The 14,830-nt window shown below is 68.2% G+C and carries 13 protein-coding genes; 10 read left to right on the forward strand and 3 right to left on the reverse strand.

The annotated features are described in order from the left end of the window. Nucleotides 1-95 precede the first annotated feature (95 nt). Together J4H86_RS25215 and J4H86_RS25220 are read left to right on the forward strand one after the other, a co-directional pair. Entirely contained in the window at nt 96-506 is a 411-nt protein-coding gene (locus J4H86_RS25215) for a hypothetical protein (RefSeq protein WP_236540809.1), read from the forward strand. Nucleotides 507-987: 481 nt separating this feature from the next. Beyond that, on the forward strand, nt 988-1,914 hold the full coding sequence (locus tag J4H86_RS25220; protein WP_236540810.1) for a hypothetical protein: 927 nt from the start codon (nt 988-990) through the stop codon (nt 1,912-1,914). A 15-nt stretch (nt 1,915-1,929) separates the two neighbouring features. On the opposite strand, the gene J4H86_RS25225 is transcribed toward J4H86_RS25220, so the two are convergent. Beyond that, a complete protein-coding gene (locus tag J4H86_RS25225) occupies nt 1,930-2,523 on the reverse strand; it encodes a TetR/AcrR family transcriptional regulator (RefSeq protein ID WP_330932454.1) in 594 nt (197 codons plus the stop codon). A gap of 146 nt (nt 2,524-2,669) precedes the next feature. Here J4H86_RS25225 and J4H86_RS25230 point away from each other — a divergent pair, with 146 nt between their 5' ends. The 4 genes from J4H86_RS25230 (at nt 2,670) to J4H86_RS25245 (ending at nt 6,467) form a co-directional block, all read left to right on the forward strand. After that, nucleotides 2,670-3,824: an acyl-CoA dehydrogenase family protein gene (locus J4H86_RS25230; protein WP_236540811.1), complete on the forward strand. Its 1,155-nt coding sequence runs from the start codon at nt 2,670-2,672 to the stop codon at nt 3,822-3,824. A gap of 25 nt (nt 3,825-3,849) precedes the next feature. Next, nucleotides 3,850-4,449, forward strand: a complete 600-nt coding sequence (locus J4H86_RS25235; RefSeq protein WP_236540812.1) for a hypothetical protein — start codon at nt 3,850-3,852, stop codon at nt 4,447-4,449. Between the two features lie 204 nt (nt 4,450-4,653). Next, the gene (locus J4H86_RS25240; RefSeq protein WP_236540813.1) at nt 4,654-5,475 is read left to right on the forward strand and encodes a hypothetical protein; all 822 of its coding nucleotides are present in this window, start codon (nt 4,654-4,656) and stop codon (nt 5,473-5,475) included. Nucleotides 5,476-5,855: 380 nt separating this feature from the next. Further along, nucleotides 5,856-6,467 (forward strand): hypothetical protein, encoded by a 612-nt coding sequence (locus tag J4H86_RS25245; protein ID WP_236540814.1) that lies wholly within the window; start codon nt 5,856-5,858, stop codon nt 6,465-6,467. Nucleotides 6,468-6,685: 218 nt separating this feature from the next. On the opposite strand, the gene lexA is transcribed toward J4H86_RS25245, so the two are convergent. After that, complete coding sequence (gene lexA / locus J4H86_RS25250; protein WP_236544170.1) at nt 6,686-7,393, reverse strand: transcriptional repressor LexA; 708 nt, start codon at nt 7,391-7,393, stop codon at nt 6,686-6,688. Nucleotides 7,394-8,001: 608 nt separating this feature from the next. On the opposite strand from lexA, the gene nrdR reads away from it, so the two are divergent. The 4 genes from nrdR to J4H86_RS25270 all read left to right on the forward strand — a co-directional run bounded on the left by nrdR (nt 8,002) and on the right by J4H86_RS25270 (nt 13,688). Beyond that, on the forward strand, nt 8,002-8,457 hold the full coding sequence (gene nrdR, locus J4H86_RS25255) for a transcriptional regulator NrdR (protein WP_236540815.1): 456 nt from the start codon (nt 8,002-8,004) through the stop codon (nt 8,455-8,457). A gap of 110 nt (nt 8,458-8,567) precedes the next feature. Continuing rightward, nucleotides 8,568-12,467 carry a vitamin B12-dependent ribonucleotide reductase gene (locus J4H86_RS25260; RefSeq protein WP_236540816.1) on the forward strand — a complete coding sequence of 1,300 codons (3,900 nt, stop codon included), beginning with the start codon at nt 8,568-8,570 and terminating at the stop codon, nt 12,465-12,467. Between the two features lie 234 nt (nt 12,468-12,701). Then, nucleotides 12,702-13,037: a hypothetical protein gene (locus J4H86_RS25265; protein WP_236540817.1), complete on the forward strand. Its 336-nt coding sequence runs from the start codon at nt 12,702-12,704 to the stop codon at nt 13,035-13,037. A 195-nt stretch (nt 13,038-13,232) separates the two neighbouring features. Continuing rightward, the gene (locus J4H86_RS25270) at nt 13,233-13,688 is read left to right on the forward strand and encodes a methyltransferase family protein (protein WP_236540818.1); all 456 of its coding nucleotides are present in this window, start codon (nt 13,233-13,235) and stop codon (nt 13,686-13,688) included. Nucleotides 13,689-13,716: 28 nt separating this feature from the next. Here J4H86_RS25270 and J4H86_RS25275 read toward each other — a convergent pair whose 3' ends face one another. Next, the gene (locus tag J4H86_RS25275; RefSeq protein WP_236540819.1) at nt 13,717-14,808 is read right to left on the reverse strand and encodes an acetate/propionate family kinase; all 1,092 of its coding nucleotides are present in this window, start codon (nt 14,806-14,808) and stop codon (nt 13,717-13,719) included. Nucleotides 14,809-14,830: the final 22 nt, after the last annotated feature.

The following is a 14,830-nucleotide window of genomic DNA, read 5'->3' on the forward strand; positions in this document are numbered from 1 at the left end:
CCGGTGAGTGGACTTCGGAATATGTTCCGAACTAGTCTGTTGGTATGTGTACGCCAACGGTCCCGTTCTCAGACCTGTCGAAGAACGCCACTCGGGTGCTCGACACGTTGTCTCGCTCTCATCGCGTGCACGTGACCCGTCGTGACGGTGAGGACCTGTATCTGACGACGGCGCGCCACGAGCGGCACCGAGACGAGACGGTCGATGTCGCCGCGCGGTTCCTCGTCGCTCTGTCCCAGAGTGCCGAGGGCGAGTTGATGGTGCGCCGGGCTTTCCCCGATGTCTTCCCGTGGGTTCGTCACCTGTCGGACGCTGAACTCGGGGAGTTCGCCTCCGACCTGATCTCAGCAACCCGTGACGCCGCTGAACTCGATGTTCACGCTGCCTTACATCGCATCATCATCGAATGGCGAGCGACGGCCCGAATTCTCGCCGATCCGGAGCTGACGGAGAAGCTGACGACGGCTCTGCCCGACGAGGACCATGGGTGTGTGGCCGAGCCGTGAGTCCCAAGCGTGGCGACGACGTCGCGCCCCCTCCCGTTGGAGACGAGTGGAGACTGCGGTTCGCCACGAACGAGGCGGCCAAAGGATGGGGGAGTCTGTCCGCCGAGGCGCCGGGTAACACGCGCCGGTGTTTCGAGGACCTACGGCGCGACCCACGGTGCCTCAATCAACCTGACCGTCAGCACCGGTTGCGCGGACGACTCGCCAACGGGGTCTTGGGAGGAGTCGGGTATCCCCAGTGGGAGTTCGAGGTGACCGCGGGGGGACGGGTTCGGTACCTCGTTGACGAAGGTCGGCGCATCGTGCATGTGGTGTACGCGTCCCCTCGCCATCCCAGGGACACGGAGTAGACCTCCGGCGGTCCCACGGAGGTGCGGGGCGGCTCGGGTATGGGAAGCGCGCTTTTCTTCCGTTCTCCTGCGGGGCGGGGGTGGAGGCGGAATACTGCTGCGCGTAGCGACGAATCCCCCTGGAGCATTCCATGACCTATTTCTCTGTGCTGGTTACGGTCAAAGAACGCGAAGAGCTGGACGCGGTGGTCTCCGTGTTCGACGCGGCGCGGCGGGTCGCCCCCCATCGCCGGCCCCTGGATCCGCGCGAGCTCGCCAACGCGCGGGCGTGGGCGCGATCTGAGGAGACACGGGCGCCGGGGGTGGACCCCGACCAGGTGGACGACCACGAGGGGCAACGGACGCTCCTCGCCGCGTACCTGGGAGAACCGGTGGACTTGGCGCACGTGGACGGAGAACCGGTGTACTCCGTGACGAGCAGCGCGAATCCCGACGGACGATTGAGCTCGTGGACGGTGGGAGGTGGGTTCTCCCACACCTTCCGGGCCGTGGATCCCGCCCATCCCGACCTCGTGCGTGGGGCCCGCCGGCGGGACAAGCCGCCGGCGCACCGCATGGAGTGGGTGGACGGCGGACCCAAGTGGTTGCTGGACCTGGAGGCCACCCGTTCCGCGGCGGCGAGCTACGCCACCGAGCTGTTCGACCGCTACACCGAGATCGCGTCCGAGCACCCGCCGGCCGAGGGGATGTCGGCGTTCCTCGCCCGGCACGAGGCGGACCCGGAGGGCTACCCACGGGAGAGGCTGCGCGAGGAGTACCACGCCCAACCACTGGTTGGCGCGTTGGACAAGGCGGGCCTGGGTGGGTTCTTCGACTGCCCCATCGACATCTTCGCGGTGGGACGGGACTCCTATCTCGCCACCCATCGTGACGCGGCGATTCCCGCCTGGGCGTTGGTCACCCTGGAGCGGGAGTGGGTCGCACCGGGGGAGATCGGTCGGTTCGGGACCTCCACGGAGTCCAGCGACGACCTCGCCGCCTACCAGCGGCGCACCAACGCCTATCTGGACGCGCTCCCTGACGACGCGTGGCTGATCCAGCTCGAGTGCCACAACTAGGGCACTCGGTTCTGGCTAGGGGCTGGGTACCGTGGCGCGCACCTGGGCCATTGCCGAGTCGAACCGGTTCCAGACCTCGCCGCCGGCCGTGAGGTCGGCACGGTCGGGGAACGGCGTGCGCAGCCAGGACCGCAGTACGTGGTTGTGTGCCGAGATCACCGCGGCGGCGAAGATCTCGGCGGACAGCAGGGCCCTGCCGTCCGTGGCGCCGCCGCTCAGGTAGTGGCTGAACGCGGCCTGGTAGCGCGCGGTCATCGCGATCTCGCGGTCGCGCAGGCGCGGGTGCGCCCGGACGAGTCGATGCCGGTCGATGGTCACGGTCGGAGCGCTGACGTAGGCCTGGAAGACGAGCCGTGCGGCGGCGCACACGGTGTCCGACGGCCGGTCCGGCGACGCCGCGAGGAACCGTTCCACGGTGGCGAGCAGGTCGTCGTGTTCGGCGAACAGGACGTTCTCCTTGCCGCCGAAGCGCCGGAACAGGCTGCGTCGGCTCATCCCGGTGGCGGCGGCGAGGTCGTCCATCGTCGTCGCCTCGTAGCCGCGCGTGGTGAACAGGTGCACCGCCGCGAGAACGACCTCCCGGCCGGCGCCCACCGACATCGCACGCATCGTATCTCCCTCCACCTGATGTCCCCCCACACCGTGGACGGGTATGTCCAGGACCACCACTCGACGCTATCCTGGCACCGCGTGCCATGGTGAGGCACATGGTGACGCGCGGGTGTGATGATGGCGACGACGATGATGGAGGGCCCGTGGCTGACGTCGACTACTTCTCGATCGGTGCGGACAACGAGGAACTGCGCTCGGTGGTGCGGGAGCTCGCAGCGGACAAGATCGCCCCACACGCCGCGGAGGTCGACGAGCGCAGCGCGTTTCCCCAGGAGGCCTACGACGCCCTGCTGTCCTCCGACCTGCACGCGGCGCACATCCCCGAGGAGTACGGTGGCGCGGGCGCCGACGCGCTGGCGACGTGCGTCATCATCGAGGAGGTGGCGCGGGCCTGCGCCTCGTCGTCGCTGATCCCCGCGGTGAACAAGCTGGGCACCATGCCGCTTCTGCTCGCCGGGTCCGACGAGGTCAAGCGGCGCTACCTCCCACCGGTGGCCCGGGGGGAGGCGATGTTCTCCTACGGGTTGTCCGAACGTGAGGCCGGTTCCGACACGGCGAGCATGCGCGCCCGCGCGGTCCGTTCGGGCGATGACTGGATCCTGAACGGACAGAAGTCCTGGATCACCAACGCCGGACTCAGCGACTACTACACCGTGATGGCGGTGACCGACCCCGACGGTCCTCGTGGACGCAACGTCTCGGCGTTCGTGCTGCACGCCGACGACGCCGGGTTCACGCTCGGTGAGCCGGAACGAAAGCTCGGGATCAAGGGGTCACCCACCCGCGAGCTCTACTTCGACGACGTCCGGATCCCCGGGGATCGAATCGTCGGCGAACCGGGGGAGGGCCTCAAGATCGCCCTGCGGACACTCGACCACACCCGCATCACCATCGGCGCGCAGGCGGTGGGCATCGCGCAGGGGGCGATGGACCACGCCCTGGCCTACGTGAAGGAACGCAAGCAGTTCGGCAAGGCGCTCGCGGACTTCCAGGGGCTGCAGTTCATGCTCGCTGACATGGGGATGAAGCTGGAGACCGCCCGACAGATGGTCTACACGGCCGCGGGAAAGTCCGAGCGCGACGATTCCGACCTCGCGTTCTTCGGTGCCGCCGCCAAGTGCTTCGCCTCCGACACCGCGATGGAGATCACCACGGACGCGGTCCAGTTGCTCGGCGGCGCGGGATACGTCAAGGACTTCCCCGTCGAACGCATGATGCGCGACGCGAAGATCACCCAGATCTACGAGGGCACCAACCAGATCCAGCGGTTGGTGATGGCGCGACAGCTTCTGCGCTGAGCCGAGGCTCAGCTAGGGTGAGCGCGTGATCGCTCGGAGACTCCTCGACAGCACCCCCCGGCGTGCCCTCCTGCTGGCCGGCGGAGTGGTCGTGCTCAGTGCCGCCGGGATCGGCGCTGGGCTCCTGCTGAGCGGACCGGAACCGGGGACCGAGCCGACCGATGCGGACGCCTTCGCCGCCCCTCCCGCGTGTGCCAGCGTGGAGGAGGCGGAGGGCGCGCCGATCGAGACGCACCTCTCCGGAGGGCAGCTCGACACCGCCGAGTCCACCCCACTGCACCACGGGGCGAGTCAGAGCTGCGTGTGGACCTCGGTGGACAATCCCGACACCAACGCCGGTGCCCTGCAGGTGGACTTCCAGGTTTTCTACTCCACTGGTGACTCCTCCGGTGCTGACCAGGCGCAACAGAGCGGCCTGGACCCGGGGGACCAGGAGGCGCCCGATCCGCTGACCGTCTCCACGGCCAGCGGCGGCGGGACGTCGCACGCGGGTTTCGTGCGCGACAACCTCGTGGTTCGCGTCGCCTACACCGCCACGGACCCAGACTCGGGCTCCGCCCTGGACGCGGACGCCGCCACCCAGGTGGCGACAGAGGTCGCCAACGCCATCGATGCCGGACTCTGACCTGAGCCGCTGTCCACGGTGCGCCATGAACGATGAGCCCGGTGACGTTTCTGTCCCCGAAAGGCCCCAGGTCCGACGGTCGCCCGGCGTGGGCGACCATGTGCGGTCTGTCCTTTATCACGTATCGTTTCGTAATTGGCCTAGTACGGTGGGACCGCTGGTCATCTCGTACTCCCCACGCCGGCACGAGAAAGGGGCCCACTGATGTCGCAGCCGCCCTACGGCAACCCCCCCGAGGGGCCCTACGGGGGCCCTGGTGATCCGAGCGGTGGCCATGGACCACAGGATCCCTCCTGGGCTCAGCCGCCCTATCCGCCACCCGGTCCGTCGGGGCCACAGCCCTCGTACGGAGCCCCGAACCCCTACCCAGAACCGCAGTACTGGGGTGGATCCGGCGCACCGCCACCTCCTGGTGGCCCCTACGGGCCGCCCGGACCACCGCCCGCACCACAACGACGCGGACTGCTCATCGGTCTCATCGCCGCCGGTGCCGCGCTGGTCCTGATCGTGGTCGGGGTCGCCGCGGTCCTGATCTTGCGCGGTGGTGGAATGACGCACGAGGCGACACCCCAGTGCCAGGACATCATGCCCGCGTCCCTCGACCAACACGTGCCCGACCCCGAGCTCACCCGGGACGAGTTCGCCGAACACGACTTCTGGGACAGTCTCAACTGCGACTGGCAGAGCGAGTCCGGGACCGCGGGCGCCCCCGGGTACGCCCAGGTCTTCCTGATGCGCAACGAGGGCAACGACCCTGTCGGCATCACGGAGCAGGACCTGGAGAACGAGATTCTCGATCGCACGACGAGCCCGGTCGACGGTATCGGGGACGAGGCTCACTCCTTCTACGAATCGGCCAGCCAGTGGGGGTGCGTCGCCGCTATCACCGACAACATCTACGTCGTCACCTGTTACGACGCCGCGGTGGACTTCATGGACCTGGAATCGATCGACGAGCAGGCCGCTATCGACGGTGCGACCCAGCTCAGTCGCGAGGTCGTCGGTGAGATCGAGGCCCGCGCCTAGCGCCGGCGCTGGTTTCGGTCGTCCGGCACGGTGGCCGGTTGCGGACCGTTCCGTACGCGCACCGAACCCGCCGGCGCCGTCGGTGTAGCGGGCGAGACCCGAGACGTCCCAATCCCCACCGTGACAGCCCCTTCGAACGTTGACGATCCGGTCGGTGCCCCACCGACCATGAGGAGCGAGACATGAGCCTGCCTCCGCGGGGCGGCTCCACGGAGCCGGCCCCGTCCCCAGTCGGGAGCCCCGGGCCACCTCCCGGCCAGGGGCTTCCGCCACGGCCGCGACGCGAGGCGGATCCGTCCGGGGGAGGCCGCGGCCGGGAACGGCGGAAGCGCCGTTCCACGCGGGCCCCTCGACGGCGTGGGCTCGCGGCGGTCGCCGCCGTGGGGCTGTCCATCCTGCTCGCCGCGGTGGTCGCCGTCGTCGCCGTCATCATCCTCACTGACGACGGCGGCGGGGTCGCCGACGACGCCGCGCCGCCGACCGGCGAACCCGTGGGCGAACACGGCGCGCTTCCCGAGTGCGACACCGCCGAGGGATCAGTGTTGTCCGGTCTGGTGCCCAACGCGGAGCACACCGTCGACGAGGCGGACAACGAGGACGGCTGGGAGCTAAGGGACTGCCAGTGGAGCAGTGCCTCGCTGCGCTACGGACAGACCGCCGGATTCGCCGCGGTGGTGTTCATCCGCAACAGAGACGACCCGGTCGTCGGTGTCTCCGGCGGCGACGTCGCACTGGAGGACCTGGAGGCCGACATCGCCGACCACTCCGGCACCGCTGTCGAGGGCATCGGCGACGCGGCGGCCACCTGGTACAACGTCAGCGACGAGGTGGGCTGCGTCGGTGCGGTGACCGCGAACATGTACACCGTCACCTGCCACGACGCCCAGGACGATGACGGGCGGTGGGGTGGTCTGGGCCAGGAGGACGCCATCGCCGGCGCGCGGGAGCTCGCCGAACACGTGGTCGCCCACGTCGCCGTCGGTGACTACTAGGTCGTGTTCCTTGGGCGGGCCGCGGAGCGGGTTGGCCACTCCCATCAGGACTTCTCCACCCCCACCGGGATCACGCCACATCCAACCGGTGGGGGCGCACCTCGACCCGCTCTGCCGCGGTCGACAGCACCCACCACCGATGCACGGGAACCGAAGCGGCGAGGCCGCGCGAAGGAAGAGGGCGGGGCCCAGGCCCCGCCCTCTTCCTTCGTTGACCGCTAGACCTTGCGCATCACGGTGACGACCTTGCCGAGGATGGTCGCGGCGTCGCCGTTGATCGGCTCGTAGGCGTCGTTGCGGGGCAGCAGCCACGCGTGGTCGCCGTCGTGCTTGAACACCTTGACGGTGGCCTCGTCATCCAGCAGCGCGGCGACGATGTCGCCGTTGCTGGCCTCCGGCTGTTGGCGCACCACCACGAGGTCGCCCTCGGTGATCGCCGCGTCGCGCATCGAGTCGCCGACGACGCGCAGCATGAACAGGCGCCCCTCACCCACCAGTTGCTTGGGTAGCGTGAGCACGTCCTCGATGTGTTCCTCCGCCAGGATCGGACCACCGGCGGCGATGCGTCCCACGACGGGGACGTCGGTCACGGGGCCGGGGTCGTCGGGCGCGGAGGACGCGTCGGAGCGGACCGGCGGCTGGCCGGGAATCTGGATCTCCATGGCCCGCGGACGGTTCTGGTCGCGATGCAGGTAGCCCTTGCGCTGGAGCACGTTGAGCTGGTGGGCGACGCTGGAGGGGCTGGAGAGGCCGACCGCGTCGCCGATCTCGCGAATGGACGGCGGGAAACCGCGCTGACGGACGTAGCGCAACATGAAGTTCAGGACGTTCTGTTGTCGCGCCGTCAGTTTCGGCGGCGCCTCGGCGTCTCCCGGGGACGTGGTGTCGCCGTTGGCGTCCGGCGCGCTCGCCGTGGTCGGGCGCAGCGTCGCTGTCGCCGTGCCACGCCCGTTCGAGCGTCGTGCCTTTGGCGACGGGGTCTTCTGCACTTCCGGCCTCCTCGGCGGATCGTCGGGCGGCGTAGATGGGGGAGTGTGTTCCGCGGCTACGTCACGTTACGGCTCACATTACATACCTCCCTGAGATATCTCAAACAAACGTTCGACGAGAATCCCGTTGCGTGCGGCCCCTCAACACTTCTGTGGCCGCGCGGGGCACCCGTGGAATGCGTTCTCCTGCCCTCGCCAATTCGATGGCGAACTTTTGTTCGAATTTTGTGTTATTTGACCGGCATGGTCGGCCGTCGCGTGGTGGTTCGTGGGGATGGTCCCGCCGGTCCGTGTTGTTTTACCTAGAGAACGGCGAACGCTGGATAGGCTGTCCGGCGCCCAGGGGTGGGGAGGTGAGGATGTCAGCTCGCGCGGCGCGATACGCGTCACCGCCGGCGCGCCCCGTTTCGGGTTGCGTATCTCTCGCGACGGTCGTAGGTTAACCACAACATCTTGTGCTGATCGAAGTTCACTCGACTACACCTTGTGCTCATGAGGGGTGTAGGCTCAGCCGGGCCGTGTGGCACGTGGGGAAGGGGATCGGTGTGCGCTGTCCATTCTGCCGTCACCCGGACACCCGGGTGATCGACAGCCGGTCGGCCGAGGAGGGGACGGCGATTCGGCGACGCAGAGCCTGTCCCGACTGTGACCGGCGTTTCACGACCCAGGAGACCGTGTTGCTCATGGTGTCCAAGCGGTCAGGCGTTACCGAACCGTTCTCGCGCGACAAGATCATCGCTGGGGTGCGGCGCGCATGCCAGGGGCGGTCTGTGGCCGAAGACTCCCTCGCTCTCCTGGGGCAACGGGTGGAGGACGAGATCCGCGGGCGAGGCGTCGCGGAGGTTCCCGCGCATGACATCGGTCTGGCGATCCTGTCGCCGCTGCGGGAACTGGACGAGGTGGCCTATCTCCGCTTCGCGTCGGTGTACCGAGGATTCGAGTCCATCGAGGACTTCGAGCGGGAGATCGAGGGACTGCGCGCGGAGCGGGCGTCCCAGTAGCTGGTGGTTTGAGTCCCGACGGGTGCGAGTTCGGGCGAGAGAGACGATGACACGCCCGCGGAGCGGGTCCCGCGGGTGTTGTGGGTATGGCGAGATTCAGGGGGAGTGACATGACAGAGACCGCGAGCGGCCCCACGGCGCGCAAGGGCCGGGGGAGTCAGCGCAAGGGGCTGCGGGTCCAGCGGATTCACACCACGGCAGGTGTGCACCCCTACGACGAGATCGAGTGGGAGCGCCGGGACGTCGTCATGACGAACTGGCGCGACGGCACGGTGAACTTCGAGCAGCGTGGCGTCGAGTTCCCCGTGGCCTGGACGATGAACGCCACGCAGATCGTGGCCAGTAAGTACTTCCGGGGCGCACTGGGCACCCCGGAGCGGGAGTGGAGCCTCAAGCAGCTCATCGACCGCGTCGCCGGCTCCTACACGCGCGCCGGCAGGGACAACGGCTACTTCGCGTCCGACGAGGACGCCGAGGTCTTCGACCACGAGCTCAAGTACGCCCTCGCCCACCAGCTCTTCAGCTTCAACTCCCCCGTGTGGTTCAACGTCGGGACCCAGTCCGCGCAACAGGTCTCCGCGTGCCAGCCCTACGACGCGTTGGTGAGCACCCCGGCCGGGTTGGTGCCCATCGGTGAGTTGGTGGAGAGTGACGCGGTCGGCACCAAGGTGTACGACGCCCACGGGCTCACACGCGTCCTCGCCACCAAGATGAACGGCACCAAGGAGGTCCTCCGTCTCCACACCAAGGCCGGTTACACGCTGGACGTGACCGCTGATCACTTGGTCTGGAAGTCCACCGGCCCCGGTGTGGACGCGGGAGGGTTCGTCCCCGCTGGCTCCCTCGAGCCAGGCCACACGGTCCAGTGGCACCGGCGAGATGCCTTCGGCGAGGACGAGATCACCAAGCAGGACATCGCGGAAGCCGCACTCGCCGGCTGGCTGCAGTCCGATGGATTCGTCGGACAGTACGAAGGGACGAACAGGTCACTGACGATCGAGGCCATGACCGTCAACGAGGCGGAACTGGACTGGGTCACTCGTGCGCTGGATCGGGTCTTTCCGCACGTCCACCGCAAGGAAAGTGCCGTCGAGACGCGTGACACCTCCCTGGACTGTCGACGTACCCGGCTCTACGGGAAGCCGCTCGCCGAGTTCGTCGAGCGGTGGGACCTTCGCGAGCGTGGTACGGAGATGACGCTCCCCAAGCGGCTTCTGACGGCGCCGCTGCCCGTCGTCTGCGCGTATCTACGGAGCCTGTTCCAAGCGGAGGGCTACGTCTCCCACCGAGAGCGGTCAACCCTGGTCGGCCTCGACATGATCTCCGAGGATGTGGTTCGCGGAGTGCAGCGGCTGCTGCTGCGGTTCGGGATCTTCTCCCGCGTTCGTCGCAAGCAGGACAAGCGGCCGAACCGCCACGACACGTGGTCACTGGGAATCCAGGGACTCGGCGAGCGGACGACCTTCTTCGACGAGATCGGCTTCCTCGACGAGCGCAAGTCCGCGAAGCTGGAGGAGAGTCTGGCGCGTCCTGGGCGCATCGCCGGGAATACCAAGCAGCTGGAGATCTCCGAGGTCGAGAACCTGGGACCGATGCCGGTCTACGACATTCAGACGGAGAGCGGCGAATACCTCTCCGGCAACCTCCGGGTGCACAACTGCTTCATCCTCTCCGTCGACGACACCATGGAGTCGATCCTCGACTGGTACAAGGAAGAGGGGATCATCTTCAAGGGCGGCTCCGGTGCCGGGGTCAACCTGTCGCGGATCCGCTCCAGCCGGGAGCTGCTGTCCTCCGGCGGAACCGCCTCCGGGCCGGTCTCCTTCATGCGCGGGGCCGACGCCTCCGCCGGAACCATCAAGTCGGGTGGGGCGACCCGACGTGCCGCGAAGATGGTCGTGCTCGACGTGGCCCACCCCGACGTCGAGGAGTTCATCGAGACGAAGTCCCGTGAGGAACACAAGATCCGGGCACTGCGTGACGCCGGATTCGACGTGGACCTCGGCGGGTCGGACATGTTCAGCGTCCAGTACCAGAACGCGAACAACTCAGTGCGGGTGTCCGACGCCTTCATGCGGGCCGTGGACTCCGGCGCGGACTTCGGGCTGACGTCCCGCACCACGGGCGAGGTCGTGGCCACGGTGGACGCGAAGGACCTCTTCCACAAGATGGCCAAGGCCGCCTGGGAGTGCGCGGACCCCGGGGTGCAGTACGACGACACCATCAACGACTGGCACACCACTCCGGAAAGTGGCCGCATTTCCGCCAGTAACCCGTGTTCGGAATATGTGCACCTGGACAATTCCTCGTGCAACCTGGCGTCGATCAACCTGTTGAAGTTCCTCAACGACGACAATTCGTTCGACGTCGACCGGTTCGTGAAGCTCACCGAGCTCGTGATCACCGCGATGGACATCTCCATCTGCTTCGCCGACTTCCCCACCCAGAAGATCGGCGACACCACGCGGGCGTTCCGTCAGCTCGGTATCGGGTACGCGAACCTGGGCGCGCTGCTGATGGCGACCGGCCACGCCTACGACTCCGACGGTGGTCGCGCGGTCGCGGGCGCCATCACCTCGCTGATGACGGCGGTGTCCTACCGGCGTTCGGCGGAGATGGCCGGCGCGGTGGGCCCCTACGACGGCTACGCGCAGAACGAGGACGCCCACAAGCGCGTGATGCGTAAGCACGCCGCCGCCAACGACGACCTGCGCACGGTCGGCACTATGGAACGGCCCATCTACTCCGCGGCCACCAAGGAATGGCAGAACTGCCTGAAGGTCGGGGAGAAGAACGGCTGGCGGAACGCCCAGGCGAGTTTGCTCGCCCCGACCGGGACCATCGGCTTCATGATGGACTGCGACACCACCGGAATCGAGCCGGACTTCTCGTTGGTGAAGTTCAAGAAGCTCGTCGGCGGTGGGTCGATGCAGATCGTCAACCAGGCGATCCCGCGCGCGCTGCGCAACCTCGGTTACCAGGAGGAGCAGGTCGAGGCGATCGTCGACTACGTGTCGGAGAACGGACACGTCGTGGACGCGCCGGGGCTGCGCACCGAGCACTACGAGGTGTTCGACTGCGCCATGGGCCGTCGCTACATCGAGCCCATGGGTCACGTCCGGATGATGGCGGCGGTGCAGCCGTTCCTGTCCGGCGCGATCTCCAAGACGGTGAACGTGCCGGAGGAGGCGACCGTCGCCGATTTCGAGCACATCTACTTCGAGGGCTGGCGTCTGGGACTGAAGGCCCTGGCCGTGTACCGCGACAACTGCAAGGTCGGCCAGCCTCTGTCCACCGCGAAGACGGAGACCACCGAGGAGCCCGAGCCGGCGGTCATCGAGGTGAACCGGCCGGTCCGGCGGCGCCTGCCGAAGAAGCGGCCCAGCGAGACCGTGTCCTTCAGCGTCGGCGGAGCCGAGGGCTACATCACCGCGGGCTCCTACCCCGACGGTGGGCTCGGCGAGGTCTTCATGAAGCTCGGCAAGCAGGGCTCGACCCTGGCCGGGGTCATGGACGCCTTCTCCATCGCCGTGTCCATCGCCCTGCAGTACGGGGTGCCGCTGGAGACCTACGTCGAGAAGTTCACCAACATGCGCTTCGACCCGGCGGGCATGACGGACGATCCCGACATCCGGATGGCGCAGTCGGTGGTGGACTACATCTTCCGCCGCCTCGCCCTGGACCACCTGTCCTACGAGGAGCGGGAGGCCCTCGGGGTGCTCACCGCGGAGGAGCGCGCGGCCCAGGTCGCGGGTGAGGACCCGGCACAGGTCGCGGCGCAGGTGGAGTCCTACGCCCAGTCCGCGCCGGTCGCCGAGCCCAACGCGATCGAGCAGGCCCAGCCGGCGGAGGAGTCCGCCCAGGCGGCGCACAGCACGGCCGAGGTTCTCGAGCGCACCCAGGGCCGCACGGCTGACGCACCCCTGTGCGTGACCTGCGGAACCAAGATGCGTCCCTCCGGTAGCTGCTACGTCTGCGAGGGCTGCGGCTCCACCAGCGGATGCAGCTGACGCGGAAATGCCGAGTGACCCCGGGAGCGTGTTCGGGGTGAACTGACGGGGAGTGGTGGTCGAGACAGCGGCCACCACTCCCCGCGTTTGTGCGTCATCTGAGCGCCCGTGAAGTTCGTTATCCGTCTGACGTACCCCGCCCGCGGTGGCAGGCTGGGCCCTGTGTCGAATGACGACGTCCGGATCGCCGGCGTTCACCGTGACAGCCCTGTGGGGCCTCGACAGTTCGCTGAGATGAGGATCGCGGACGTCACGCGGTCGGGTGAGCTCCCCGCCGTGGCGAGTCCCGCGGACGCCCACGTGGTCGCGGAGGGCGGAGGCTGGTCGGTCGTCATACCCGGAGTCCCGATCGCCGCTGATGGTGCGACGTTCGACGAAGCCCTGGTCGAGACGGTCGAGGCGCTGCGGGAGTATGCCGAGGACTGGCGAGATCACCTGCTCGACGCGTCGAACCATCAGGACCACTGGGCGTTGGTCCAACGGGTCATGTTGAGTGACGATGCCGAGCCGCGTGCGTGGCTTCTGGGTGGCGAGGCGGGTGACGAACGCGCCAACGAGACGCGGCGGTGACCCCGGGATTTCGACGCCGGCGACGGCCCGGTGGACACAGCGTGTCACCCCATCCCTCCGTCTCCCTCGGGTTCACGTGCGGGCATAGGAGCGCTAGTCTGATTAGGAAACGAGGCGTTTCCTAGTTGTGGATTCGGGTTCGTCGTCTCGTTCGACCATGGGGTGACGGGAAGGCCGACGACGCTCGCACGCGCAGTGTTTCTCCACGTCCACCCGCTGTTGATGGTGGCGGGATTTCCCGCGCTGGTCTGGCTGGTCACTGACATACAGAACCCGTCGGCCTGGCGTACGGCAGCGGCGCTCGCGGTGGTCGTCGTCGGCGGGACGTTGCTGCTGCGTGCGCATTGGCTCCTGTATCGTCCGGAACCATGGGTGGGCCGGGACTCCCCCTTCGGAGAGCCCAACCGACTCGTGACACACGGCCCGTACCGACACATCCGGCATCCGTACCTTGTCGGTATTTACCTCGTGATCCTCGGTTGGGTCGTCGCCTTCCCCGGGTGGTTGCTGGCGACCTATCTCATCGTCGTGGTGGTTCTGAGTTCCGTGGTCGCGAACACCTTCGAACGGCGGGGGCTGGAGAGGACGTTCGGAGCGGAGTACGAGGCGTACCGACGTGCCACCAGCCAGTTCGTGCCGCGACTGTTCTGACCCGTGGTGCCCCGCCGGCCGCCCGCGTTCACCGGTGGTCCAACACGCGCCGCACCTCGGTGGCGATCTGGATGTCCTCGCGAGCGGAGACCACGAGAGTGCTGACGTCGGACTCCTCGGACGAGATGTCGGCGTCGCCGGTGGTGTCGGCGTTGGTGGTTCCGTCGATGGCAAGGCCAAGGAAGACGAGGCCGGCGGCGGCCCCGCTGCGGACCATGGGGGCGTTCTCGCCCACGCCGCCGGTGAAGACCAGGGTGTCGATGCCGCACAGGGCGGCGGCCATCGCGCAGATGCCGGCGCGCAGGCGGTGGAGGTAGACGTCGAGGGCGAGCCGGGGGTGGGGTTGGCCGGCGTGGAAGCGACGCACGATCTCCGCCATGTCGGCGGTGCCGGCGAGCGCCACCAAGCCGCCCTCCTGCTCCAAACCGGCGGACAGGCTCTCGAGGTCGATTCCGGGACGGCGCAGCAACCACATCAGCATGCCCGGGTCGACCGAGCCCGAACGGGTGGCCATCACCAAGCCCTCGTCGGGGGTGAAGCCCATGGTGGTGTCCAACGAGCGGCCCCCGTGCACGGCGGCGAGCGAGGCGCCGCTGCCCAGGTGGGCGATGACCAGACGGCCCGGGTCGCGGCCGAGGATCTCCTCCGCGCGCCTGGTGGCGTATGCGAACGACAGCCCCTGGAAGCCGTAACGCCGCAGCCCGTACTCCCGGCGCCACCGCTCGGGGATCGCGTACGTCGTGGACTCCGGCGGCAGGTCCGCGTGGAACGCGGTGTCGAAGCAGGCGACGGCGGGAACGTCGGGCAGCGCGACCGAGGCCGCGTCGATCCCGGCGAGGGCCTTGGGCTGGTGGAGTGGCGCGAGGTCGACGAACTCGTGCAGGCGGCGCAGCACCCGCTCGTCCAGCACGCGCGGGCCGGAGAAGTCCGGGCCGCCGTGGACGACTCGGTGCCCGACCGCGTCGATCGCGGGCATGCCGCGGATCTCGGTGACGATCTCGTCGTGCGGGACCCGTCCTCCGATGACGGGAAGGTCGTGTGAGGCCAGCACCGTGTCGGTGGAGTCCAGGAGGCGCAGCTTCACGCTGCTGGACCCGGTGTTCACCACGAGGATGCGCACGTGTTCGCTCCAGTCGCCGCGG

It is taken from the genome of Spiractinospora alimapuensis, from assembly GCF_018437505.1.
GTDB classification, from domain to species: domain Bacteria; phylum Actinomycetota; class Actinomycetes; order Streptosporangiales; family Streptosporangiaceae; genus Spiractinospora; species Spiractinospora alimapuensis.

Bases quoted from the DNA above. Each gene is read 5' to 3' on its own strand.
- J4H86_RS25220 (WP_236540810.1), top strand. From the start codon at position 988: ATGACCTATTTCTCTGTGCTGGTTACGGTCAAAGAACGCGAAGAGCTG.
- J4H86_RS25225 (WP_330932454.1), bottom strand. From the start codon at position 2,523: ATGCGTGCGATGTCGGTGGGCGCCGGCCGGGAGGTCGTTCTCGCGGCG.
- J4H86_RS25240 (WP_236540813.1), top strand. From the start codon at position 4,654: ATGTCGCAGCCGCCCTACGGCAACCCCCCCGAGGGGCCCTACGGGGGC.
- J4H86_RS25260 (WP_236540816.1), top strand. From the start codon at position 8,568: ATGACAGAGACCGCGAGCGGCCCCACGGCGCGCAAGGGCCGGGGGAGT.
- J4H86_RS25265 (WP_236540817.1), top strand. From the start codon at position 12,702: ATGAGGATCGCGGACGTCACGCGGTCGGGTGAGCTCCCCGCCGTGGCG.